The 21,056-nt window shown below is 73.5% G+C and carries 20 protein-coding genes; 5 read left to right on the forward strand and 15 right to left on the reverse strand.

Annotation, left to right across the window (positions count from 1 at the left end; genetic code table 11):
* Positions 1-105: 105 nt before the first annotated feature.
* From OG440_RS14355 to OG440_RS14375, 5 genes are all read right to left on the reverse strand, one after another.
* Positions 106-1,473 (reverse strand): RNA polymerase sigma factor, encoded by a 1,368-nt coding sequence (locus tag OG440_RS14355; RefSeq protein ID WP_406007241.1) that lies wholly within the window; start codon positions 1,471-1,473, stop codon positions 106-108.
* A 44-nt stretch (positions 1,474-1,517) separates the two neighbouring features.
* Positions 1,518-1,874, reverse strand: a complete 357-nt coding sequence (locus tag OG440_RS14360; protein ID WP_327184640.1) for a YciI family protein — start codon at positions 1,872-1,874, stop codon at positions 1,518-1,520.
* Between the two features lie 231 nt (positions 1,875-2,105).
* Positions 2,106-3,161 (reverse strand): LCP family protein, encoded by a 1,056-nt coding sequence (locus OG440_RS14365; protein WP_406007242.1) that lies wholly within the window; start codon positions 3,159-3,161, stop codon positions 2,106-2,108.
* Between the two features lie 83 nt (positions 3,162-3,244).
* Positions 3,245-4,600, reverse strand: coding sequence for an endo-1,4-beta-xylanase (locus OG440_RS14370; RefSeq protein WP_406007243.1), 1,356 nt, complete (start codon positions 4,598-4,600; stop codon positions 3,245-3,247).
* Positions 4,601-4,705: 105 nt separating this feature from the next.
* Positions 4,706-5,764: a LacI family DNA-binding transcriptional regulator gene (locus OG440_RS14375; RefSeq protein ID WP_406007244.1), complete on the reverse strand. Its 1,059-nt coding sequence runs from the start codon at positions 5,762-5,764 to the stop codon at positions 4,706-4,708.
* Between the two features lie 154 nt (positions 5,765-5,918).
* On the opposite strand from OG440_RS14375, the gene OG440_RS14380 reads away from it, so the two are divergent.
* Positions 5,919-8,228 (forward strand): glycoside hydrolase family 3 N-terminal domain-containing protein, encoded by a 2,310-nt coding sequence (locus OG440_RS14380; RefSeq protein WP_406007245.1) that lies wholly within the window; start codon positions 5,919-5,921, stop codon positions 8,226-8,228.
* 102 nt (positions 8,229-8,330) lie between these two features.
* On the opposite strand, the gene OG440_RS14385 is transcribed toward OG440_RS14380, so the two are convergent.
* From OG440_RS14385 to tsaB, 4 genes are read right to left on the reverse strand one after another with little or no spacing between them, the layout of a single operon-like run.
* Positions 8,331-8,585 (reverse strand): hypothetical protein, encoded by a 255-nt coding sequence (locus OG440_RS14385; protein ID WP_406007246.1) that lies wholly within the window; start codon positions 8,583-8,585, stop codon positions 8,331-8,333.
* Positions 8,582-9,685 carry a tRNA (adenosine(37)-N6)-threonylcarbamoyltransferase complex transferase subunit TsaD gene (gene tsaD, locus OG440_RS14390; protein WP_406007247.1) on the reverse strand — a complete coding sequence of 368 codons (1,104 nt, stop codon included), beginning with the start codon at positions 9,683-9,685 and terminating at the stop codon, positions 8,582-8,584. The genes OG440_RS14385 and tsaD overlap by 4 nt, the downstream gene beginning before the upstream one ends.
* On the reverse strand, positions 9,678-10,208 hold the full coding sequence (locus tag OG440_RS14395; protein WP_406011357.1) for a GNAT family N-acetyltransferase: 531 nt from the start codon (positions 10,206-10,208) through the stop codon (positions 9,678-9,680). The genes tsaD and OG440_RS14395 overlap by 8 nt, the downstream gene beginning before the upstream one ends.
* 41 nt (positions 10,209-10,249) lie before the next feature.
* Positions 10,250-10,903, reverse strand: coding sequence for a tRNA (adenosine(37)-N6)-threonylcarbamoyltransferase complex dimerization subunit type 1 TsaB (tsaB, locus tag OG440_RS14400; RefSeq protein WP_406007248.1), 654 nt, complete (start codon positions 10,901-10,903; stop codon positions 10,250-10,252).
* A gap of 111 nt (positions 10,904-11,014) precedes the next feature.
* On the opposite strand from tsaB, the gene OG440_RS14405 reads away from it, so the two are divergent.
* On the forward strand, positions 11,015-11,566 hold the full coding sequence (locus tag OG440_RS14405) for a hypothetical protein (protein WP_406007249.1): 552 nt from the start codon (positions 11,015-11,017) through the stop codon (positions 11,564-11,566).
* A 170-nt stretch (positions 11,567-11,736) separates the two neighbouring features.
* On the forward strand, positions 11,737-11,907 hold the full coding sequence (locus OG440_RS14410; RefSeq protein WP_406007250.1) for a hypothetical protein: 171 nt from the start codon (positions 11,737-11,739) through the stop codon (positions 11,905-11,907).
* A 94-nt stretch (positions 11,908-12,001) separates the two neighbouring features.
* On the opposite strand, the gene tsaE is transcribed toward OG440_RS14410, so the two are convergent.
* From tsaE to OG440_RS14440, 6 genes are all read right to left on the reverse strand, one after another.
* The gene (gene tsaE, locus OG440_RS14415; protein ID WP_406007251.1) at positions 12,002-12,535 is read right to left on the reverse strand and encodes a tRNA (adenosine(37)-N6)-threonylcarbamoyltransferase complex ATPase subunit type 1 TsaE; all 534 of its coding nucleotides are present in this window, start codon (positions 12,533-12,535) and stop codon (positions 12,002-12,004) included.
* Positions 12,501-13,754 (reverse strand): alpha/beta fold hydrolase, encoded by a 1,254-nt coding sequence (locus OG440_RS14420; protein ID WP_406007252.1) that lies wholly within the window; start codon positions 13,752-13,754, stop codon positions 12,501-12,503. Before OG440_RS14420 ends, tsaE begins: the two co-directional genes overlap by 35 nt.
* A 54-nt stretch (positions 13,755-13,808) precedes the next feature.
* On the reverse strand, positions 13,809-14,990 hold the full coding sequence (gene alr / locus OG440_RS14425; RefSeq protein WP_406007253.1) for an alanine racemase: 1,182 nt from the start codon (positions 14,988-14,990) through the stop codon (positions 13,809-13,811).
* Positions 14,991-15,023: 33 nt separating this feature from the next.
* Positions 15,024-15,872, reverse strand: a complete 849-nt coding sequence (locus OG440_RS14430) for a L,D-transpeptidase family protein (protein WP_406007254.1) — start codon at positions 15,870-15,872, stop codon at positions 15,024-15,026.
* A 211-nt stretch (positions 15,873-16,083) separates the two neighbouring features.
* Positions 16,084-17,523, reverse strand: a complete 1,440-nt coding sequence (locus OG440_RS14435; RefSeq protein ID WP_406007255.1) for an NAD(P)H-hydrate dehydratase — start codon at positions 17,521-17,523, stop codon at positions 16,084-16,086.
* 70 nt (positions 17,524-17,593) lie between these two features.
* On the reverse strand, positions 17,594-17,965 hold the full coding sequence (locus OG440_RS14440; protein ID WP_406007256.1) for a holo-ACP synthase: 372 nt from the start codon (positions 17,963-17,965) through the stop codon (positions 17,594-17,596).
* 185 nt (positions 17,966-18,150) lie between these two features.
* Between OG440_RS14440 and OG440_RS14445 the strand changes: the two genes are divergently transcribed.
* Together OG440_RS14445 and OG440_RS14450 are read left to right on the forward strand one after the other, a co-directional pair.
* Positions 18,151-19,140, forward strand: coding sequence for a hypothetical protein (locus OG440_RS14445; RefSeq protein ID WP_406007257.1), 990 nt, complete (start codon positions 18,151-18,153; stop codon positions 19,138-19,140).
* A complete protein-coding gene (locus OG440_RS14450) occupies positions 19,137-20,891 on the forward strand; it encodes a M16 family metallopeptidase (RefSeq protein WP_406007258.1) in 1,755 nt (584 codons plus the stop codon). Before OG440_RS14445 ends, OG440_RS14450 begins: the two co-directional genes overlap by 4 nt.
* Positions 20,892-21,056: the final 165 nt, after the last annotated feature.

Consider the following 21,056-nt stretch of genomic DNA (forward strand, 5'->3'; position numbering starts at 1 on the left):
GTGGCCGCACAGTCGTTGCACAGCGGCCGGATCACTCTAGGTTTCCCCCGCCACAAAGGGAACGGGTTTACGGCCGACAAGTGTTCGAAATCGGCGGGGCGACCCTCAGGCCGGCCGGCACTCGTCGGCCCGCGCCCTCAGCAGCTCCCGTTCCCGCTCGTTGCCCGTCAGTTCCGCCGCCCGTTCGAACTCGGCCCGCGCCTCCGCCGTCCGGCCCAGCCGCAGCAGCAGGTCGCCGCGGACGCTGGGCAGGAGGTGGTACTCGCGCAGGGTCGGTTCGGCGACGAGGTTGTCGACGATCTCCAGCGCGGGTCCCGGGCCGTCCGCCATCGACACGGCCACCGCGCGGTTGAGCTCGACGACCGGGGACGGCGACCGGGCGGCCAGCAGTCCGTACAGGGTGGCGATGGCCTTCCAGTCGGTGTCCTCGTAGGTGGGGGCGTGCGCGTGGCAGGCGGCCACGGCTGCCTGGAGGGCGTACGGGCCGGGAGCGCCGGCCGGGTGTCCTCCCGCGCGGGCGGGGCCGGCGGCGGAGGACGCGGCGCCCGCCCGGCCGAGGGCGGCGATGCCGCGGGCGACGAGCATGCGGTTCCAGCGGCGCCGGTCCTGGTCCTTGAGGAGGACCGGCCTGCCGTCGGGGGCGGTGCGGGCGGCCGTGCGGGACGCCTGGAACTCCAGCAGCGAGACCAGGCCGTGGACCTCCGGCTCCTTCGGCATCAGGGCCGCGAGCTGCCGGGCCAGCCGCAGCGCGTCCTCGCACAGCGCCGGGCGCAGCCAGTCGTCGCCCGCGGTGGCCGCGTACCCCTCGTTGAAGATGAGGTAGATGACGTCGAGGACCGAGCCGAGCCGGGCCTCGCGGTCGGGTCCGTACGGCACCTCGAAGGCGATGTTCCTGGCGGCCAGGGTCTTCTTGGCGCGGACGATGCGCTGGGCGACGGTCGGTTCGGGGACCAGGAAGGCGCGGGCGATCTCGGGGGTGCTCAGACCGCCGAGCAGGCGCAGGGTGAGGGCGATGCGGGCCTCGGCGGACAGCACCGGGTGGCAGGCCGTGAAGACGAGCCTGAGCAGGTCGTCGTCGATGGCGTCGGGGTCGGCGGGCTCCTCCGGCAGGGCCGTCGGGTCCAGGCCGCGGCCGATCTCCTGGAGCTTGCGGGCGTAGTTCTCCCGGCGGCGGACCAGGTCGACGGCGCGGTTCCGGGCAACCGCCGTGAGCCAGGCGCCCGGGTTGTCCGGTACCCCGTCGCGCGGCCACTGCTCCAGCGCGGCGACCAGGGCGTCCTGCGCCAGCTCCTCCGCGATGCCGACGTCCCGGACGACGCGGGCGACGGCGGCGATGACGCGGGGGGATTCGAGGCGGAAGACGGTCTCGATCGCGGTGCGCGGATCCGAGGCGGTACGGGAACCCGGCGGGTCGCGGGGGTCCGGCGCAGGATCCGAGGCGGTGCGGGGGTCCGAGGCGGGCTGTTGTTCCACAACCCACCATCGAACACCCCGGCGGTCGTTCAGGCCAGGAAGGCTCAGCCTTCCGCGATCTCCCGCACCTCACAGGTCACCGTCCAGTGCTCCTCGTGCACCTTCAGGAACCGCTTCGTCCACTCGACGGCCTCGGCCATGTCCTTGCACTGCATGAGCGCGTAGCCGCCGACGACCTCCTTGGACTCCGTGAAGGGCCCGTCGGTGAGGGAGATCTTCCCGCCCTCCCAGTGGGCGCGGACGCCCTGCGCGGACGGTGTGAGCCCGGCGGTGTCGAGCATGACGCCGGCCTTGGTGACCTCCTCGATCAGCTCGCCCATCCGCTGCATCAGCTCGGGGCTGGGGCCCTCGGCGGGGGCGGTGGCCTCGTCGATCTTCACGAGCGACAGGTAGCGGGGCATGGTGACTCCTCGGTGCGGTGAGCCGGGTCCTTCCCGGCCTCTCACCCCTTCGTCGAACGGGGAACGGCCGGATCGACACCCTCCCCCGACTTTTCCGGGAAATCTTTTCCGGCCGCCGCTTCCGCGGCCCGCGCCCGCTTCCCGTACGTCAGCCCGGCCGCCGGCCCGCCCACCGCCCAGGGTCGGTCCTCCCCCGCGTCCCGCCGCGTGATCGCGACGACAGGCCCCGGTTCATTTCAACGACGCCCACAGCTCGCTCGCCGCCGGCTCCTGGGCCACCACCCGGTTGGGGTCGGAGGGGGCCGTCACCACGGGCATGGTGACCGTCTGGAGGTGGTCGGCCGAGAGGCCCTTCAGGCTCTCGGCGAGTTCCTTCAGCTCGCCGAGGGAGTCGAGGCCGGTGTCCGTCGTGAGGCTGCCGGTGACCGCGTCGGCGACCTGGTACAGCTCGGTGGGGCTAGTGAGCAGGTCGGTCGCGGCGATCTGCGCCAGCAGCGCCTTCACCAGCGTCTGCTGAAGGCCTATGCGGCCGAGGTCGCTGCCGTCGCCTATGCCGTGCCGGGTACGGGCCAGGGCGAGCGCCTTGGTGCCGTTCAGGTGATGGGTGCCGGCCGCGAGGTGCAGGTGGCTGTCGTCGTCGTCGATGTCCTCGACGGTGGTGACCGTGACCCCGCCGAGCGCGTCCACGATCTTCGCGAAGCCCGAGAAGTCGACCTCGATGTAGTGGTCCATACGGACGTCGGTGATCGACTCGACCGTCTTGACGGCGCAGACGGGACCGCCGACCGAATAGGCGGTGTTGAACATGACGCCGTACGCCACCGCCGTCGAGCCGCCGCCGGACAGCGGGCAGGAGGGGCGGGTGACGAGGGTGTCGCGCGGGATGCTGACGACGGTGGCCGTCGTCCGGCCCGCGTCGATGTGCACGACCATCGCGGTGTCGGAGCGGGCGCCGGTGCTGTCGCCGCCGCCGAGTGCCTGGTTCGCCGCGCCGCTGCGCGAGTCCGAGCCCAGCACCAGGATGTTCACTGCCTCGGTGGGCAGCGGGGCGGCGGTCGCCGAGCCGGAAGGGGCCGGGGTCGTCACCGACTTCGCGGGGCGGTTGTCGCCGAGCGCGTTGTCGATGTCGACGCTCTTGATGTTGTCGTCGAGGTGCCGGTAGGCCCAGCCCGCCGTCCCGATGCCCACCACCAGGGCGGCGGCCAGGGTGAGACCGGCGGCCTTCAGCACTGTCGACCGCCGGCCCGTCCGTCTGCCCGGGTCGTCCTGCTCCTCGTGTCGCGTCACGGACAGGAACGTAAGTCCGAATTATGAGCGGACTGTTAGGACGACCGCCCCGCGGCGAACTTCTTGTGAAAATCTCACGTTCCTCAGCCCAGCGTCACCGTGGGCACCGGATTGCTGCCGCTCCAGTTCGCGTTGAAGCCGAAGCTCACCGAACTCCCGTCCGCGACCGACCCGTTGTACGAGGCGTTCACGCACGTCACGGCCGCCCCCGACTGGGTGCAGCCCGCGTTCCAGGCCTGGGTGATCTGCTGGCCCGCGCCGAACGTCCAGGTCACCTCCCAGGAGGACAGCGAGGCGCCCGAGCAGGAGATCGTCACGTTCCCGGTGAAACCGCTGCTCCACTGACTGCCCACGCCGTAGGCCGCCTTGCACGCGCCGGTCGGCGGAGGTGTCGTCGTGCCGCCCAGCGCCTCCGCGATGCCGTAGTACGCCGGTTTCGGCGCGTAGTTCGCGTCGTACGGCGTCGCCGCTCCCTGGCCAGGGAAGGTGCTCTCCACCCAGGAGTCGGAGTCGGTGAAGCCCCACACGGTGAGGTTCACACAGCGCGTCACCGCGACGCAGGCCGCGGTGACCGCCTTGTAGTCGGCCTTCTGCTGGGCCAGCTTGGCGCTGTCGGACGGGAGCGTCATCCGGATGTCCAGCTCGGTGATGGCCACGTCGACGCCGAGGTCGGCGAAGCGCTGGATGTTCTGCTGGAGGGTGGCGGGAACCTGACCGAGGATCAGGTGGGCCTGAAGGCCGACCCCGTCGATCGGAACCCCTCGCTCCTTCAGCGACTTGACGAGGTTGTAGAGCGCGGTGCTCTTCGCGTTGACGCCCTCGACGTTGTAGTCGTTGATGTACAGCTTCGCCGCCGGGTCGGTGGCCCTGGCCCAGGTGAGGGCGTTCGCGATGTAGTCCGCGCCGAGGCCGTTGTACCAGAGGGTCGAGCGGTAGGTGCCGTCCTCGTTGAAGGGCTCGTTGACGACGTCCCAGGCGGCGATCTTCCCCCGGTAGCGGCCGACCTCGGTGCTGATGTGGTTCTGGAGCAGGGTGCTCAGCTGGGCGGACGTCCAGGTGCCGTTGGCGAGCCAGCCCGGGTTCTGGCTGTGCCAGACCAGGGTGTGGCCGCGCACCTGCTGGTTGTGGGCCTGCGCGAAGGCCACGATCTGGTCGGCCTCCGCCCAGTTGAAGGAACCCTGCGTCGGCTCCACCGAACCCCACTTCATGGCGTTGCCGGGGGTCAGCGAGCCGAACTGGGCCCCGGCGATGTCGCCGTAGGTCCCGGTGAGTTTGGAGCCGGTGACCGCCGTGCCGACGACCTTGCCCTTGGCCGCGCCGAGCTCGCGCAGCGGGGTGTCGGCGGCGTGCGCCACTCCGGACAGGAGGGCGCCGACGGTGGCGGCCCCGGCGAGCAGGGCGGCGAGACGTGCACGGAACGACGAGCTGGAGGATCTCATTGCGGGTGCCTCCGAAAGTTTCGGTCGTGCAACCGATTGACTTCGGAGGAGTGTGGGGGCGTCCGCCACACCCGTCAATACGTCAACTTCCGGCCACCCCCGTTCCTACCGGGCCGGCGGCGCCCCGGTACTGGCCCGCACCACCAGGCTCGTCGCCAGCTCCACCCGCGTCGCCGTCGGCGTCTCCCGGGACGTCGAACGCCCCAGCTCCAGCACCAGCCGGGCCGCCGCCTCGGCCATCTCCGTGAGCGGCTGCCGTACGGTCGTCAGCGGCGGGCCCACCCAGCGGGCCACCGGCAGATCGTCGAAGCCGACCACGCTCACGTCCTCGGGGATGCGCAGACCCAGCTCGCGGGCGGCCTCGTAGAAGCCGAGCGCCTGGAGATCGTTGCCCGCGAAGACGGCGGTGGGCCGGTCGGGGCGGTCGAGGAGTTCGCGGCCGAGCCGGTAGCCGGTCTCGTGATGGAAGTCGCCGGTCTTGATCAGCTGCTGGTCGACCGGCAGCCCGGCCGTCTCCAGCGCGGCCCGGTAGCCGTCGATCCGGGCGCGGCTGCACATCATCTGCGGCGGCCCGCTGATCGCCCCGATCCGCCGGTGCCCCAGCTCGACCAGGTGCCGGGTCGCGGCGAGGCCGCCCTGCCAGTTGGTGGCCCCGATGGACGGCACGTCGGCGCCCGGGTCGCCGGCCGGGTCCATCACCACGAACGGGATGGACCGGCTGGTCAGCAGCGCCCGCTGGGACTCGTCGAGCCCGGACAGGACCAGCACGACACCGTGCGGGCGGCGGGCCGCGACCTGGTCGGCCCAGGTCCGGCCGGGTGTGAGCCGTCCGGCGCTCTCGCTCAGCACGACACTCAGCCCGGCGTCGCGCGCCACGTCCTCCACGCCCCGGATGACCTCCATCGCCCAGGCGCTCTCCAGTTCGTGGAAGACCAGGTCGATCAGCGGGGAGCGGGTCGCCTCGGCGCGGCGGCGGCGGTAGCCGTGGGCGCGGAGCAGATCCTCGACGCGGGTGCGGGTCGCCGGGGCGACATCGGCGCGGCCGTTGAGGACCTTCGAAACAGTCGGTGCCGATACGCCGGCCTCACGGGCGATCTCCGCGAGCGTCGCGGTCTGCGTCGGCCGCGCTTCTGTCCGCGTTTCCGCGGGCTCCGAGGGTGTCATGGCGGCGATCGTATCGCCACGCGACCTCTTGACGAACCTATTGCGACGCCATAGGTTCCCGGAACATTCGAAGTACAGCTCGAAACATTCGTACCGGCCCGTTGTCCGCACCGACTGTCCACCTGGTGGCTCACCGACCTCTGACAGGAGTTTCATGACCACCGCCCCCTGGCGTGACCCCGCCCTGCCCACCGCCGCCCGTGTCGACGACCTCCTCTCCCGGATGACCCTGGAGGAGAAGACCGCCCAGCTGTACGGCGTGTGGGTCGGCGCCGCGACGGACGGCGACGGAGTCGCCCCGCACCAGCACGACATGACCGCCGACCACGCCGCCGACTACGACGAGCTGATCACCCGGGGGCTCGGCCAGCTGACCCGGTCCTTCGGCACCGCGCCCGTGGACCCCGCGGTCGGCGTCCGCGCCCTGGCCCTCGCCCAGCGGCGGATCGCCGCGGCCGGCCGGTTCGGCATCCCGGCGGTCGCCCACGAGGAGTGCCTGGCCGGCTTCACCGCCTGGCGGGCCACCGCCTACCCGGTCCCGCTGGCGTGGGGCGCCGCCTTCGACCCGCCGCTGGTGGAGGAGATGGGCCGGGCGATCGGCCGCGACCTGCGCGCGGTCGGCGTCCACCAGGGCCTGGCCCCCGTCCTGGACGTCGTACGGGATCCGCGCTGGGGCCGCGTCGAGGAAACCATCGGCGAGGACCCGTACCTGGTCGGCACGGTCGGCACGGCCTACGTCCGCGGGCTCGAGTCCGCCGGCGTCGTCGCCACGCTCAAGCACTTCGCCGGGTACGCCTCCTCGGCGGGCGCCCGCAACCTCGCCCCGGTGCGGGCGGGCACCCGGGAGTTCGCCGACGTGACCCTGCCCCCCTTCGAGATGGCGCTGCGCGAGGGCGGCGCCCGCTCGGTGATGGCCGCCTACACGGAACGCGACGGCGTCCCGGCCTCCGCCGACCCCGAGCTGCTCACCCGCCTGCTGCGGGAGGAGTGGGGCTTCACCGGCACGGTCGTCGCCGACTACTTCGGCATCGGCTTCCTCCAGACCCTTCACCGGGTCGCCGGCACCCCCGCGGAGGCGGCCCACCTCGCTCTGGCGGCCGGCATCGATGTCGAGCTGCCCACCGTGAAGTACTACGGCGAGGCGCTGGTCACGGCCGTGCGCGCGGGCGAGCTCCCCGAGGAGCTGGTCGACCGGGCCGCCCACCGCGTGCTGCGCCAGAAGTGCGAACTGGGCCTGCTGGACGAGGACTGGCAGCCGCCGAGCCCCGAATCGGTCGACCTGGACCCGGCGGCCAACCGCGCCCTGGCCCGCCGGCTGGCGGAGGAGTCGGTGGTGCTGCTGGACAACCCCGACGGGCTGCTCCCCCTCGCCCCCGACACCCGGATCGCCGTGGTGGGCCCGCGGGCGGCCGACGCGCTGGCGATGCTGGGCTGCTACTCCTTCCCGTCCCACGTCCTCACCCACCACCCCGAGGTGGACCTGGGCATCGAGATCCCGACCGTGCTGGAGGCCCTGCGGACCGAACTCCCGGACGCGAAGGTCACGTTCACCGAAGGGTGCGGGGTCACGGACCCGGACCCGTCCGGTTTCACCGAGGCCATCGCCCGCGCCGCGGAGGCGGACGTCTGCGTGGCCGTCCTGGGCGACCGGGCGGGACTGTTCGGCCGGGGCACCTCGGGCGAGGGCTGCGACGTGGCCGACCTGAGCCTGCCCGGCGTCCAGGGCGAACTGCTGGACGCGCTGGTCGCGACGGGCGTGCCGGTCGTCCTGGTGCTGCTCACCGGCCGGCCGTACGCGCTGGGCCGCTGGCACGGGCGGCTGGGGGCGGTCGTGCAGGCGTTCTTCCCGGGCGAGGAGGGCGGCCCCGCGGTCGCGGGCGTGCTGTCGGGCCGGGTGAACCCCTCGGGCCGCCTCCCGGTGAGCGTGCCGCGCATGCCGGGCGGCCAGCCCTGGACCTACCTCCAGCCGCCGCTGGGCCTGGCGGGCGAGGTCAGCAACCTGGACCCGACCCCGCTGTACCCGTTCGGACACGGGCGCTCGTACACGGAGTTCGTCTGGGAGGACTTCTCCGGCCCGGACGCGGAGATCGGCACGGACGGCTCGTACGACCTGTCCGTCACGGTCCGCAACACCGGTGAGCGGGCGGGCGCCGAGGTCGTGCAGCTGTATCTGCACGACCCGGTGGCGAGCGTGACCCGTCCCGACGTACGCCTGATCGGCTATCAGCGGCTGGAACTGGCGGCGGGCGAGAAGGCACGCGTGACTTTCCGCTTCCACGCCGACCTGTCGGCGTTCACCGACCGCGCGGAGCGCCGGGTGGTCGAACCCGGCGACCTGGAGCTGCGGTTGGGGGTGTCCAGCGGGCAGGTGCGGGAGGTGGCCCGGGTGCGGCTCACCGGGCCGGTGCGCGAGGTGGGGGCGCGGCGGCGGCTGCGGTGCGAGGCGGACGTCCTGCGGAACTGACGCGCGGAACGGCGGTCGGGTCGACGGCCGCTGCTCGTGCGGATGGCACTGCCGGCGCCATAGCCGTAGCGGCGGCCGGTCCGGTCCGGTCGGTCCGGTCCGCTAGTCCGGGACCGGCTCGAACCGCCACCGGTGCACGGCCCGGCTCACCAACGTGCCGTCGGGATCGGGGAGTTCGGGAAGGACGGCGTCCTGGTCCGCGTCCCACCAGGTGATGACCAGCACCCGGTCCTGCGGGGCGCGGAAGGTCTCCCGGCGCGCGGGCGCGGGCGCGAGCTCCTGCGCCCGCGTCCAGGCCAGCAGCTCCTCGCCCCGTCCGGTGACCGCCCGGGCCTCCCACATCAGCGCGACCGTCACGAGTAGAGGTTGTCCTTGCCGGTCTCGTGCGCGTGGTCGTGCGCCAGGCCGTGCGCATGGCCCGGCACGTGCGGCTCGGTCACCGGCAGCGAGGAGTCCGCCGACAGGTCCCAGCCCGAGGCTGCGCGCCCCCGGGCCACCATCTCCGCGCCCAGGGCGGCCACCATCGCGCCGTTGTCCGTGCACAGCTTGGGGCGCGGGACGCGCAGCCGGATGCCGGCCGCCTCGCAGCGCTCCTGCGCCAGGGCCCGCAGCCGGGTGTTCGCGGCCACACCGCCGCCGATCATCAGGTGGTCGACACCCTCGTCCTTGCACGCCCGTACGGCCTTGCGGGTCAGGACGTCCACGACCGCCTCCTGGAAGGAGGCCGCCACGTCACGGACCGGGACCTCCTCGCCCGCCGCCCGCTTCGCCTCGATCCAGCGGGCCACCGACGTCTTCAGCCCGGAGAAGGAGAAGTCGTACGCCGGGTCGCGCGGACCGGTCAGGCCGCGCGGGAACGCGATCGCCGAGGGGTCGCCCTCGCGCGCGTAGCGGTCGATGACCGGGCCGCCCGGGAAGCCCAGGTTCAGCACCCGGGCGATCTTGTCGAAGGCCTCGCCCGCCGCGTCGTCGATGGTCGCGCCCAGCGGACGGACGTCGGCGGTGATGTCGGCGGACAGCAGCAGCGAGGAGTGGCCGCCGGACACCAGCAGCGCCATCGTCGGCTCGGGCAGCGCGCCGTGCTCCAGTTGGTCCACGCAGATGTGCGAGGCGAGGTGGTTCACGCCGTAGAGGGGCTTGCCGAGGGCGTAGGCGTACGTCTTCGCCGCCGAGACGCCGACCAGCAGGGCACCGGCGAGACCGGGACCGGCCGTGACCGCGATGCCGTCGAGGTCCTTCGCGCTCACCCCCGCTTCCTTCAGTGCCCGCTCGATGGTCGGGACCATCGCCTCCAGGTGGGCCCTGGAGGCCACCTCCGGGACGACCCCGCCGAACCGGGCGTGTTCGTCGACGCTGGAGGCGATCGCGTCCGCCAGCAGGGTCGTGCCGCGCACGACGCCGACGCCGGTCTCGTCGCAGGAGGTCTCGATCCCCAGAACCAGGGGTTCGTCAGCCATTGTTCTCGGTTTCCTGTGTCCCTTGTACCGGGGTCGGTACGGAGGTGGATGGATCGGTCAGCTTCATCACCAGGGCGTCCACGTTCCCCGGCTGGTAGTAGCCGCGCCGGAAGCCGATCGCCTCGAAGCCGAAGCGTTCGTAGAGCTTCTGGGCGCGCACGTTGTCGATCCGGCACTCCAGCATGACCTCGGCGCACTCGAAGGCGGTCGCCGCGCGCAGCAGCTCCGTCAGCAGGCGGCCGCCGAGCCCGGTGCCCCAGTGGCCGCGGGCGACGGCGATGGTCTGGATGTCGCCGACCGCGGCGAAGCCGCTGTCGGACCCGGTGCCGGCCGCGGCCAGGCCCGCGTACCCGACGATCCGCTCACCGTCGGCCGTGGTCTCGACCGCGACGACATAGCGCCGGGTCGCGTCGGGGCCCCGGGCGTGGGCCAGGTCGGACCAGAACATGCCCCGTGACCAGGCGTCCTCGGGGAAGAGGTCCTTCTCCAGCTCCAGCACGGGCTCGATGTCCCACCAGCGCATCTCACGCAGCACGGGCGCGCCGGTCGGGTTGGCGGCGTCGGTCACTTGGGGGTGACCACCTTGTAGTTCTTGGGCACCTGGGCGTCCGGCCGGCGCAGATACAGCGGGCGCGGGGCCGGCAGTTCCTCGCCCCGGGCGAGCCGTTCGGCGGCGAGGGAGGCGAGGGCGGCGGCGGAGACGTGCTCGGGTTCGTGCGCGTCCGGGAAGGTGTCCGGGTACAGCAGCGCGCCCGCGCCGACGGACGGCAGCCCGGCCACCTCGTCGGCGATGTCGGCGGGCCGGTCCACCGCGGGGCCCGAGACGCGGGTCCGCGAGTCGGCGTAACGCGCCCAGTAGACCTCTTTGCGGCGGGCGTCGGTCGCCACGACGAAGGGGCCTGCGAGGTCGGACGCGTAGGCGAGGCCGTCGAGCGTGCACAGGCCGTGCACGGGGACGCCGAGCGCGAGCCCGAAGGTGTCGGCGGTCATCAGCCCGACCCTCAGCCCCGTGTACGGGCCGGGGCCGACGCCGACGACGATCCCGGTAACGGCGTCGAGGCTGCGCCCCGCCCCGGCGAGCAGCCGGTCGACGGCCGGCAGCAGCAGCTCGCCGTGCCGGCGCGCGTCCACCTGACTCGAGGAGGCGATGACGTCCGTGCCGTCGTGCAGCGCGACGGTGACGGCGGGGGTGGCGGTATCCAGAGCGAGCAAGAGCACGCAAACAGCCTACGGCTCCCGTGCCCCGGACATGGCCGCACCGGTCGGAGCCGTGAGGACTGCTAACGTCACCGCGAAACGTGACGTACAGGACAGACTGGGTGGTCGTCGATGCCAAGCAACAGCTCGACTTTCGTGGCCGGGCTCACCGCGGCGGCGCTGGCGACGGTCGCGTTCCTGACCTTCCAGGCGTCGGCGACCGTGCCCGCCGGTCTCGGCCGGCCGCACGCAGGCGACACCTCCGCGAAGGCCGCCGAGACCCCCCGGGACGAGCACCACCCCGCCGCGCTGCCGGCCGACTCCGGGATCGGCGCGCGGGTCGTGTACTCGCCGGCCGGCGACCGGGTGTGGCTGGTCGGGCCGAAGGGCGAGGTCAAGCGCACGTACAAGGTCGCCCCCGGCAGTGTGGACCCGCTGCCGGGCCACTACACCGTCACCTCCCGCGCGGGCGCCGTCACCGGCACCGACGGCACCCCCATCGAGCACGTCGTGCGTTTCGCCACCGTGCGCGACGTGACGATCGGCTTCAGCGCGGCGCTGGACGGCTCGCTGCCCGCGCCCGACCCGACGGTGCGGACGGGCGGCATCCGGCAGACCGTCGCGGACGGCGACGTCATGTGGAACTTCGCGACGGTCGGACGGTCCGTCGTCGTCGTCCGGTAGGCGCGACGTCACGGCTCGGGCCCGGGGGCTCCACGCCTGAGCAACTCGTGAACGTTCCGACGAGACGTCGGCAAAATGTTGCGTTCGGTGTCGCGTGCGTGGTCACATGGTATCAACTTCGTAGTTAGGTCTACCTAACCACGCCCGCCCCCGAACCTCAGGAGGCGTCCATGTCGGTCACCGAGCCCGAGGGCCCGCCGTCGCGGCCGTTCACGCTCGCCGGTGTGTCCATGCGGGATCTGCTGGCCTCGTGCGCGGCCGCGGAAGCCGTCTCGACACCTCCGCGGCTGCCCGACCCGGCACTCGCGGAACGGCCCGTGGAGCATCCGAAGGCGGCCTGAACACCCACCGGCGACCGGCCGCGGACAGCCGTCCGGCCGGCCGCGGGCACCCGTCCGGCCCGACCGCCCGCCGGTCGGGCCGACAACACGCCGGTCAGGCCGACAGCACGCCCAGGTCCGCCGATGCCCAGCGCTCCCCGAGGCCCGTCACCGTCACGTGCCGCACCTCGTCCGTGGTGTCGCCGACGGCACGGTGGATGAGGACCTGGAGCCGTTCGTCGGTCAGCTCCTCCACCTTGCCCTCGCCCCACTCCACGACGACCACCGACGCGGGCAGCGACACGTCGAGGTCCAGGTCCTCCATCTCGTCGAGCCCGCCGCCCAGGCGGTACGCGTCGACGTGGACGAGCGGCGGCCCCTCCCCGAGGGAGGGGTGCACCCGGGCGATCACGAAGGTCGGGGAGGTGACGGCACCGCGGACCCCGAGCCCCGCGCCGAGTCCGCGGGTGAGCGTCGTCTTGCCCGCACCGAGCTCCCCGCTGAGCATCACGAGATCGCCCGCGCGCACCAGCTCGGCGAGACGGCGGCCCAGCTCACCCATCTGCTCGGGGGAGTCGACGACGATCTCGACGCGGTTCGCGGACACTGCGGGCTCAGCCGGGTCGTGCGCTGCTGCTGGTGCTTCCATAGCCGTCCACCGTAGCTCCTGCGGGCACCGCACCCGCACGGGTGAGCAGGTCGGCGAGACGGTCGGTGACCACTTCCGGGTGTTCCAGCATCACGAGGTGCCCGGCGTCGGGAACGAGGACCAGCTCGGCGTCCGGCAGCAGGTCGGCGATCGCCTCGCTGTGCTCGCTCGGCGTGACCAGATCACCGATCCCGGCGAGCACCAGTACGGGCATGTCGGTGAAACAGGCCAGCGCCTCGGTCTTGTCGTGATCCGTGAACGCCGGATAGAACTCGGCGACCACGTCGATCGGCGTGCCCTCGATCATCCGCTCGGCGAACCGCGCCACCGCCGGATCCACGTCCCGCGACGCGAACGAGTACCGCTTGATGATCCCCGCGAAGAGATCGGCGGTGGCCCGCCGCCCCTTCTCCACCAGGGCCGCCTGCTGCCCCAGCGCCTTCAGCACCCCCGGCAGGACCCGCCGCACCGCGTTCACGCCCGCGACCGGCAGTCCGAAGTTGACCTCGCCGAGCCGTCCGGACGACGTGCCGACGAAGGCGGTGGCGACGACCCGCTCGCGGATCAGCTCGGGGTACAGCGCGGCCAGGGCCATCACCGTCATCCCGCCCATGGAGTGCCCGACGAGCACGATCGGCCCTTCCGGCACGGCCGCGTCCACGACGGCCTTCAGGTCGCGCCCCAGCTGATCGATGGTGACCGGCTCGCCGTCCCGTATCTGGGCGTTGCCGCGACCGGACCGGCCGTGGCTGCGCTGGTCCCAGTGCACGGTCCGTACGACACCGCGCAGGGCCGCCCGCTGGAAGTGCCAGGAGTCCTGGTTGAGGCAGTAGCCGTGGCTGAACACCACGGTGACGGGAAGCGGGGCCTTGCGCCCGAAGAGCCTGCGCCGCCGGTTCGCCGGTCCGCCCTGCGGCTCCACGTCGTCGACCTCGTAGTACAGCTCGGTGCCGTCGTCGGCGTAGGCCTTGCCGGGGCTGCCGCGCAGCCCGCCGTACGGCCCCGTCGAGTCGAGCGCGAGCCGGGCCTTCGCCCGCATGCCCCGCCCGACGGTCATCCGCTCCAGGGCGACACCCGCCGCGGCGCCCGCGGCGATCACGCCTATCGCGGCGCCGGCGATGCCGGTCGCCCGGCGCCACCCCCCGGCCGCCCCCGTGGCGGAGGCGGCAACGACCGCCGAGGCGGCGCTCACCACCACCTCCGCGCTGCTCTCGCTCACGTACCGCTCCTCTGTGGCCGATGCCCGTGGTCCGACTGCGGGGTACCCGTCTGGTTACTCATTCACCTGAACGGGCTCATTGACATAGACGCGAGGAACGCGCGCTCCGATGCGCGTGACGATCTCGTATCCGATGGTGCCGGCCGCCTGGGCCCAGTCCTGTGCGGTGGGCTCCCCGCGGTCGCCTGGTCCGAACAGGACCGCCTCCGCGCCGGGGGCGGGCTCGTCGCCGCCGAGGTCGACGACGAACTGGTCCATGGCGATCCGTCCGGCCGCCGTCCGCCACTTGCCGGCGACCAGCACCGGTCCGTTCCCGGAGGCGTGCCGGGGGACGCCGTCCGCGTAGCCGAGGGGGACCAGGCCCAGGGTGGTCTCGCCCGGCGTGACGTAGTGGTGCCCGTAGCTCACGCCGTGGCCGCCCGGGACGTGCTTCACCAGGGCCAGCGAGGCCGCGAGGGTCATCACCGGACGCAGGCCGAAGTCGGCGGCGGAGCCCAGCTCGGGGCTGGGCGAGAGGCCGTACATGGCGATGCCGGGGCGGACCAGGTCGAAGTGGGACCGCGGGAGCGTGAGCGTGGCCGGGGAGTTGGCGATGTGCCGCACCTCGGGCCGCACGCCCTGGCGTTCGGCGTAGGCCACCATCTCGTGGAAGCGGTCGAGCTGGGGGGCGATGGAGGGGTGCCCGGGTTCGTCGGCGCAGGCGAAGTGCGACCACAGCCCGGTGATCCGGAGCAGCCCCTCGCCCTCGGCCCGCAGCGCCTCGCCGACCAGCTCGGGCCAGTCGGCGGGCTGGCAGCCGTTGCGCCCGAGGCCGGTGTCGGCCTTGAGCTGCACGCGGGCGGGCCGCCCGGCGGCCCGGGCCCCGTCGACGGCCTCCCGCAGGGCCCAGAGCGCGCTCACCGACACGTCGATGCCGGCCTCGACCGCCTCCCGCCAGGGCCCGCCCGGCGTCCACAGCCAGCACATGATCCTGACGTCCGCCGGCAGCCCGCCCTCCGCGCGCAGCGCCAGCGCCTCCTCGGGTGTGGCGGTGCCGACCCAGCCGGCGCCGGCCGCGACCGCGGCGCGGGCACAGGGTGCTGCCCCGTGCCCGTACCCGTCGGCCTTCACGACGGCCATGAACTGGGCACCCGGCGCCTTGGCGCGCAGCGTACGCACGTTGGCCCGCAGCGCGGCCAGGTCGATCTCGGCACGGGCGCGCGACGCGGCGGCGGGCGGCTTGGCAGTCTCACTCATCGCGCCCAGTGTCTCAGAGGGCTCGGACAGCCCCTAAGTACCGGGCCGGTGCCCCCACACGTAGACCCGGTCACCCTTCTTCAGCACGCTCCACAGCCTGCGCGCGTCGCCGACGGTGAGATTGACGCAGCCCATGGACCCGATGGTGGTGTGGATGCTGTCGTAGACGCCGTGGAAGGCCTGGCCGCCGTCGAAGAACTGCGCATAGGGCATGGGGGCGTTGTAGAGCGTGGAGACGTGGTTCTTGTGCCGCCAGTAGATGGTGTGCCACCCCTTGCGGGTCGGGTGCACGACCCGGCCGCTGCGCATCGACACGGGCCCGAAGACGACCTTCGTCCCCTTCTGCACCCAGGTCAGCTGCCGGTCGAGATCGACGCAGGCGACCCGGTGGGTCCGCACCGGGCACTTCTTTCCGGCGTTGGGATTCTTCCGCGCGGCGATGAGCTGCATCCGTGCCCAGGTGACGGGCCCGGCGTACCCGATCGCGGGCTCGATCCCCTGCTGCCGCTGGAACGCCCGGATCGCGGCGCAGTCGGCGGCGGACTGCTTCCCGTCCACCGGCCGCTTCAGCCACCGCTCGACCGCCCGCTGATACGGCCCGGCCCGCTTGCTGCACGCCACCCGGGTCACCACCTCGTCCAGCGGCACGTGCTCGACGAGCGCGTACGTCCCCTCGGCCGCGTCCCGCGGCTCGGTGGCGTCCTCGGCGGCGGTGGGCGCGTAGACCCTCGGCGCGAGCAGCTGGTCGGGCGTGTCGATCTCCCAGGACGGAGGTGACGGGGCCGACGGAGGCGGCAGAGGGGGAGCGGCGCGAGCAGGAGTTCCCAGGGGGAGGAGAGCGACGGAGGCGAGCAGCAGAGCCACGGTTCGTGTGCTGAACATCCGATCAGACAACCGCGCCGCCGATGACACCCGGGACTGCCGCGCGGCAGCGTCACCCTTTCAGCGGGCGTAGGTCCGTCCAGTCCGTCCGGCGTTCGAGGACAGGACCCGTTCAGGGCCGAAGGGGGTCTGGGGGCACAACCCCCGGGGACGGGAAGGGAAGGAGCGGCGGGGCGAGAAGAACCCGCCCCACCCCCACGAACCCCCGTCGTCACGCCCGCACATCCCGCCACGCCCCCGCGACCGCCGCGGCCACGTCATGCGCCCCCACCGGCGCCCCGTCCGCGGCGAACCGCCCCGCCAGCCCGTGCAGATAGGCGCCCACACTCCCCGCGTCCAACGCGCTCAGCCCCGCCGCCAGCAACGACCCCGCGAGCCCGGACAGCACATCCCCGCTCCCGGCCGTGGCCAGCCACGCCGTCCCCGTCGCGTTCACCCGCACCACCCCCGTCCCACCGGCGTCCGCGACCAACGTCGTCGACCCCTTCAACAGCACGGTCGCCCGGTAACGGGCCGCCAGCTCCCGCGCGGAGCGCAGCCGGGACCCCTCCACCTCCTCCCGCGCCACCCCCAGCAGCGCGGCCGCCTCCCCCGCGTGCGGCGTCATCAGCGTCGGCGCGGTCCGCCCCCGTACCGCGTCGGCGTCGGCGAGCCGCAGCCCGTCGGCGTCGATCAGCACCGGCACGTCGGCGGTCAGCACCTCGGCCACCGTCTGCGCGTCGTCCCCGGCGCCCGGCCCGACGACCCACGCCTGCACCCGCCCGGCCTGCCGGGGCCCCTGGTCGGACACGAGCGTCTCGGGGAACCGCGCGACGACCGCGTCCCCGGCCGGCCCCACGTACCGCACCGCCCCCGCCCCGCCCCGCAGCGCCCCCGCGACGGCCAGCACGGCGGCCCCCGGATACCGGGCGGACCCGGCGGCGATCCCGACGACACCCCGCCGGTACTTGTCGCTCTCCCCGCCCGGCACGGGCAGCAGGTCGGCCACGTCCGCGTGCTGGAGGGCCGCCAGCTCGGGCTCGGCGGGCAGCTCGCCCCCGAGCCCGATGTCGACGAGCCGCACCGACCCGGCGTACTCCCGCGCCGGATCGACGAGCAGCCCCGGCTTGTGCGTACCGAAGGTGACGGTGAGGTCGGCGCGGATCGCGCTCCCGTGCACCTCACCGGTGTCGGCGTCGACACCGCTGGGCAGATCGACGGCGACGACGGCGGCCCGGGCCGCGGCGACGATCGCGGCCAGCGAGGCCGCGTCCGGCCGCAGCCCGCCCTTCCCGCCGATCCCGACGATCCCGTCGAGCACGAGGTCGGCCCGTCGCACGACGGCTTCGGCACCGGCCGGCGCGACCGTGTGCCCACCGGCCCGCCGCAGGGCCGCCAGCCCTGCGGCATGGGTCCGCTCGGGCGCGAGCAGCACCGCGGTCACCCCCGCCCCGCGCCGGGCGAGCCGGGCGCCCGCGTACAGGGCGTCACCGCCGTTGTCGCCGCTGCCGACCAGCAACACGATCCGCCGCCCGTACACCCGGCCCAGCAGGTCGGCGCAGGCGGCGGCGAGCCCCGCGGCGGCGCGCTGCATCAGGGCTCCTTCCGGAACCCGGGCCATCAGTTCCCGCTCGGCACGACGGACGGTCTCCACGCGGTAGGCAGTACGCATACGGTCGAGTCTCCCCCGGACTCCCCCGTCACCGCACGCCGTCGGCCCACCCGGCGGCGAACCGTTCACCTCATCCTTCGGCCACCACCACCGCCGAGGCGACCCCCGCGTCGTGACTCAGCGACAGATGCCAGCTCCGCACACCCAGTTCGGCCGCCCGCGCGGCGACACTCCCCCGCACCCGCAGCCGGGGCCGCCCACTGTCCTCGACGTACACCTCCGCGTCCGTCCACAGCAGGCCGGGCGGCGCCCCCAGCGCCTTGGCGAGAGCCTCCTTCGCGGCGAACCGGGCCGCCAGCGAGGCGATACCGCGTCGCTCCCCGCTCGGCAGCAGCAGCTCGCTCTCCGAAAACAGCCGCTGGGCCAGCCCCGGCGTCCGCTCCAGTGACGCCGCGAACCGCTCGATCTCGGCCACGTCGATACCGACCCCGATGATGCTCATGCCGAGCACCCTACGGCCGCGCTGTCACAGCCTGCTGCTAGCCTGCGGCGACTTGATCAAGCCGGATCACACCGGATGGCGCCGCGTCACCTCGGACGGCGTCCGGTCACATCGGTGAAGAACCCGCCGCGCGCCCTGGGGGGCCAGTCCGCGCGCCGCGGACAGCTACGCCAGGGGGCGGAGGAATGACCAGCACCACCAACGGCATGGCCGGCGGCGGACCCACGAACACTTGGGGACCGACCTTCGACCCGTTCGACAACACTCCCGAGCTGATCCCGCTGCGCACCGCCGCGCAGGCCGGGCACTGGCCGACGGTGCGGGCCTTCCTCACGGGCCTCGACTCGGTCGACAAACTCGCCTCCGCCTCCAGCCTCCTGGCCGACATCCCCGGCGTGGAGAACTTCCTGGAGCGGGCGGCGGCGGAATCGCCCGGCGACCCGCTGCCGCGCACGCTGCTCGCCGAGCGGTACGTCTACATCGGCTGGGACATCCGCAGCGGCGCCCGCGCCCAGGACGTCTCGCGGGACCAGTTCGCCCAGTTCCACGACTGGCTGCGCAGGGCCGAGCAGCTGCTGATCGAGATCTGCGCCGAGCACCCCTCGTACGCCCCCGCCTGGACCGCCCGGCTGATGACCGCGCGCGGTCTCCAGCTGGGGCAGGCCGAGGCGCGCCGCCGCTACGACCGGCTCAGCGCCCACCATCCCCACCACTACCGCGCCCAGGTCCAGTTGCTCCAGCAGCTGTGCCCGAAGTGGAGCGGCTCCTGGGAGGCGGCGCACGGCTTCGCCCGCGAGAGCGCGACCGCGGCGCCCGACGGTTCGAACTCCGGCGCCCTGGTCGCCCTCGCGCACATCGAGCGCTGGCTCGACCTGGACGGCGGCGAGGACGCCGCCTACATGCGGGGCCTGCCGGTCCGCGACGACCTGCGCAACGCCGCCCAGGTGTCCGTGCTGCACCCGGCGCACCGGCCCGACTGGAACTCGATCGGCGCGCACAACGCGTTCGCGTTCGCCTTCTCGCTCGGCAACCACTGGGAGTACGCGGCACCGCACTTCGCCTTCCTCGGTCACCGCGCGTCCGAGTCCCCGTGGCACTACATACCCGACAAGAAGTCCGCGTTCCTCAAGTCCCGCAAGGCCGCGCTGGAATCCCGAGGAGGCGGCAACCGATGACCACCGACCTGCACGAGCACGACGACCGGACGGGCCTCGCCGCGCTCTCGGGCCTCGTCTCGCACACCACCACGCAGCACATCCCCACCCTCTACGCCCCCGCCTCGGGCAAGGAGATCACCGCCGGTCTCTTCTTCCGCGTGGGCCGCGCCGACGAGACCCTGGCCACCGCCGGCCTCACCCACCTCGTCGAACACCTCGCGCTGCACCGCCTCGGCCTGTCCGATCTGCACTACAACGGCGCGACGGCGAACGCGTACACCCTCTTCCATGTCACGGGCAGCGAGGAGGAGGTCGTCAAGTACCTCAACAGCGTGTGCGCGGGACTGCGCGACCTGCCGATGCAACGGCTGGAGACCGAGAAGGAGATCCTGCGCACGGAGGCGGCCGGCCGCGGCGGCGGCCCCCAGCACCAGATGCCGCTGTGGCGGTACGGCGCGCAGGGCTACGGCCTGTCCAGCTACACCGAGCTCGGTACCTGGAGCCTGACCCCGGACCAGGTGCGCCACTGGGCCGAGACCCGCTTCACCAGGGACAACGCGGTGTTGTGGATCACCAGCGACGAGGTCCCCGACGGCCTGGACCTCACGCTCCCGCAGGGCTCCCGCTTCCCCGCCCCGGCCGCGACCAGCGCGCTGCCCACCACCCCCGCGTACATCAGCGGCGACGACGGCCATGTCGTCCTCACCTCGGTGCTCCGCCGCTCCACCGCGGCGAGCGTCTTCGCGGACGTCCTCGGCCGGGCCCTCTTCCAGGACCTGCGCCAGGAGGGCGGCTACTCCTACTCCGCGGAGGCCGACTACTCCCCGCGCGACGCCGACTTCGCCACCCTCACCGCGTACGCGGACTCCCTCCCGCAGAAGCAGGACGCGGTCGTCGGCGGGTTCGTCGACACCCTCGCCCGGCTGCGCGCGGGCCGCATCGAGCAGTCCGAACTGGACTCCGTCCGCACCAAGCTCCTCAAGATGTACGACAACCCCGACCTCGCGGCGGCCGCGCTCCCCTCGTACGCGCTGAGCCTGCTGCTCGGGCACCCGATCCTCACCCCCGAGCAGCACCGGGCCGAGCTGAACGCGGTGACGACGGACGACCTGCGCGAGGTCGCCCGGGAGGCATGGGGCAACGCCCTTCTCCAGGTGCCGGGCCGGGGCGTCGACTGGGCGGGCCTGACCCTCGCCCCGCAGCACTCGCAGGCCGCCGTGACCGGCACCCGCCACCAGTCCCTGGAGGACGACGAGGTCACCCTGGTCATCGGCGCCGAGGGCGTGAGCCTGCTGACCCCGAGGGGCCCGGTCACCGTCCGCTACGACGCCTGCGCGGCGATGACCACCCGCCCCGACGGGGCCCGCACCCTGACCGGCCACGACGGCTTCTCGGTCACCGTCGAGCCCACCCTGTACCGAGGGGTGACGCCGGAACGCGTCGCCGCGCTGGACGCGGCCGTGCCCGCGCGGGCGGTGGTGCCGATGCCGGCCCGCGAGCCCGACCGCGTCCCGCAGCCGCGCAAGCGGACCTCCGGCCCGAGGTCCTCCGGCAACGGCCGCGCCACGGTGGGCTGGACCGTCGCCCTCTGGCTCGTCGGCCTGCTCGCGGCGATGTGGGGCCTGCTGTGCGGGATCATCACCGCCGACGAGGCCTCCGCCACCGCCCCGGAGTGGGACGCGGTGACAGGCGTCTGGATCCTGGAACTCCCCCTCGCCTTCGCGACCTGGAAGGTCTACGCGGCAAGAAGGCAACGCAGACGCGCCTGACACGCCCATGGGGGCAGGGGCCGTCGCGGAACGGCCCGCCCCCGGAGGCGCGGGAGACCCCTGGGGCCCTGGGGGCAGGCCCGTCGCAGACGGTCCGCCCCCAGGGGCGCGGGGAACTGCGCGCCCGGCCACGACGCACCCGCACCCGCCCGCGGCGAGACCCCC

This window comes from Streptomyces sp. NBC_00637 (assembly GCF_045161545.1).
Lineage (GTDB): Bacteria > Actinomycetota > Actinomycetes > Streptomycetales > Streptomycetaceae > Streptomyces.

Excerpts from the sequence above, each read along its gene's own strand:
- OG440_RS14360 (WP_327184640.1), bottom strand. The coding sequence starts at position 1,874 with ATGCCCCGCTACCTGTCGCTCGTGAAGATCGACGAGGCCACCGCCCCC.
- OG440_RS14370 (WP_406007243.1), bottom strand. The coding sequence starts at position 4,600 with ATGAGATCCTCCAGCTCGTCGTTCCGTGCACGTCTCGCCGCCCTGCTC.
- OG440_RS14375 (WP_406007244.1), bottom strand. The coding sequence starts at position 5,764 with ATGACACCCTCGGAGCCCGCGGAAACGCGGACAGAAGCGCGGCCGACG.
- OG440_RS14380 (WP_406007245.1), top strand. The coding sequence starts at position 5,919 with ATGACCACCGCCCCCTGGCGTGACCCCGCCCTGCCCACCGCCGCCCGT.
- tsaD (WP_406007247.1), bottom strand. The coding sequence starts at position 9,685 with ATGGCTGACGAACCCCTGGTTCTGGGGATCGAGACCTCCTGCGACGAG.
- OG440_RS14395 (WP_406011357.1), bottom strand. The coding sequence starts at position 10,208 with ATGCGCTGGTGGGACATCGAGCCCGTGCTGGAGCTGGAGAAGGACCTC.
- OG440_RS14405 (WP_406007249.1), top strand. The coding sequence starts at position 11,015 with ATGCCAAGCAACAGCTCGACTTTCGTGGCCGGGCTCACCGCGGCGGCG.
- OG440_RS14410 (WP_406007250.1), top strand. The coding sequence starts at position 11,737 with ATGTCGGTCACCGAGCCCGAGGGCCCGCCGTCGCGGCCGTTCACGCTC.
- tsaE (WP_406007251.1), bottom strand. The coding sequence starts at position 12,535 with ATGGAAGCACCAGCAGCAGCGCACGACCCGGCTGAGCCCGCAGTGTCC.
- alr (WP_406007253.1), bottom strand. The coding sequence starts at position 14,990 with ATGAGTGAGACTGCCAAGCCGCCCGCCGCCGCGTCGCGCGCCCGTGCC.
- OG440_RS14430 (WP_406007254.1), bottom strand. The coding sequence starts at position 15,872 with ATGTTCAGCACACGAACCGTGGCTCTGCTGCTCGCCTCCGTCGCTCTC.
- OG440_RS14435 (WP_406007255.1), bottom strand. The coding sequence starts at position 17,523 with ATGCGTACTGCCTACCGCGTGGAGACCGTCCGTCGTGCCGAGCGGGAA.
- OG440_RS14440 (WP_406007256.1), bottom strand. The coding sequence starts at position 17,965 with ATGAGCATCATCGGGGTCGGTATCGACGTGGCCGAGATCGAGCGGTTC.
- OG440_RS14445 (WP_406007257.1), top strand. The coding sequence starts at position 18,151 with ATGACCAGCACCACCAACGGCATGGCCGGCGGCGGACCCACGAACACT.
- OG440_RS14450 (WP_406007258.1), top strand. The coding sequence starts at position 19,137 with ATGACCACCGACCTGCACGAGCACGACGACCGGACGGGCCTCGCCGCG.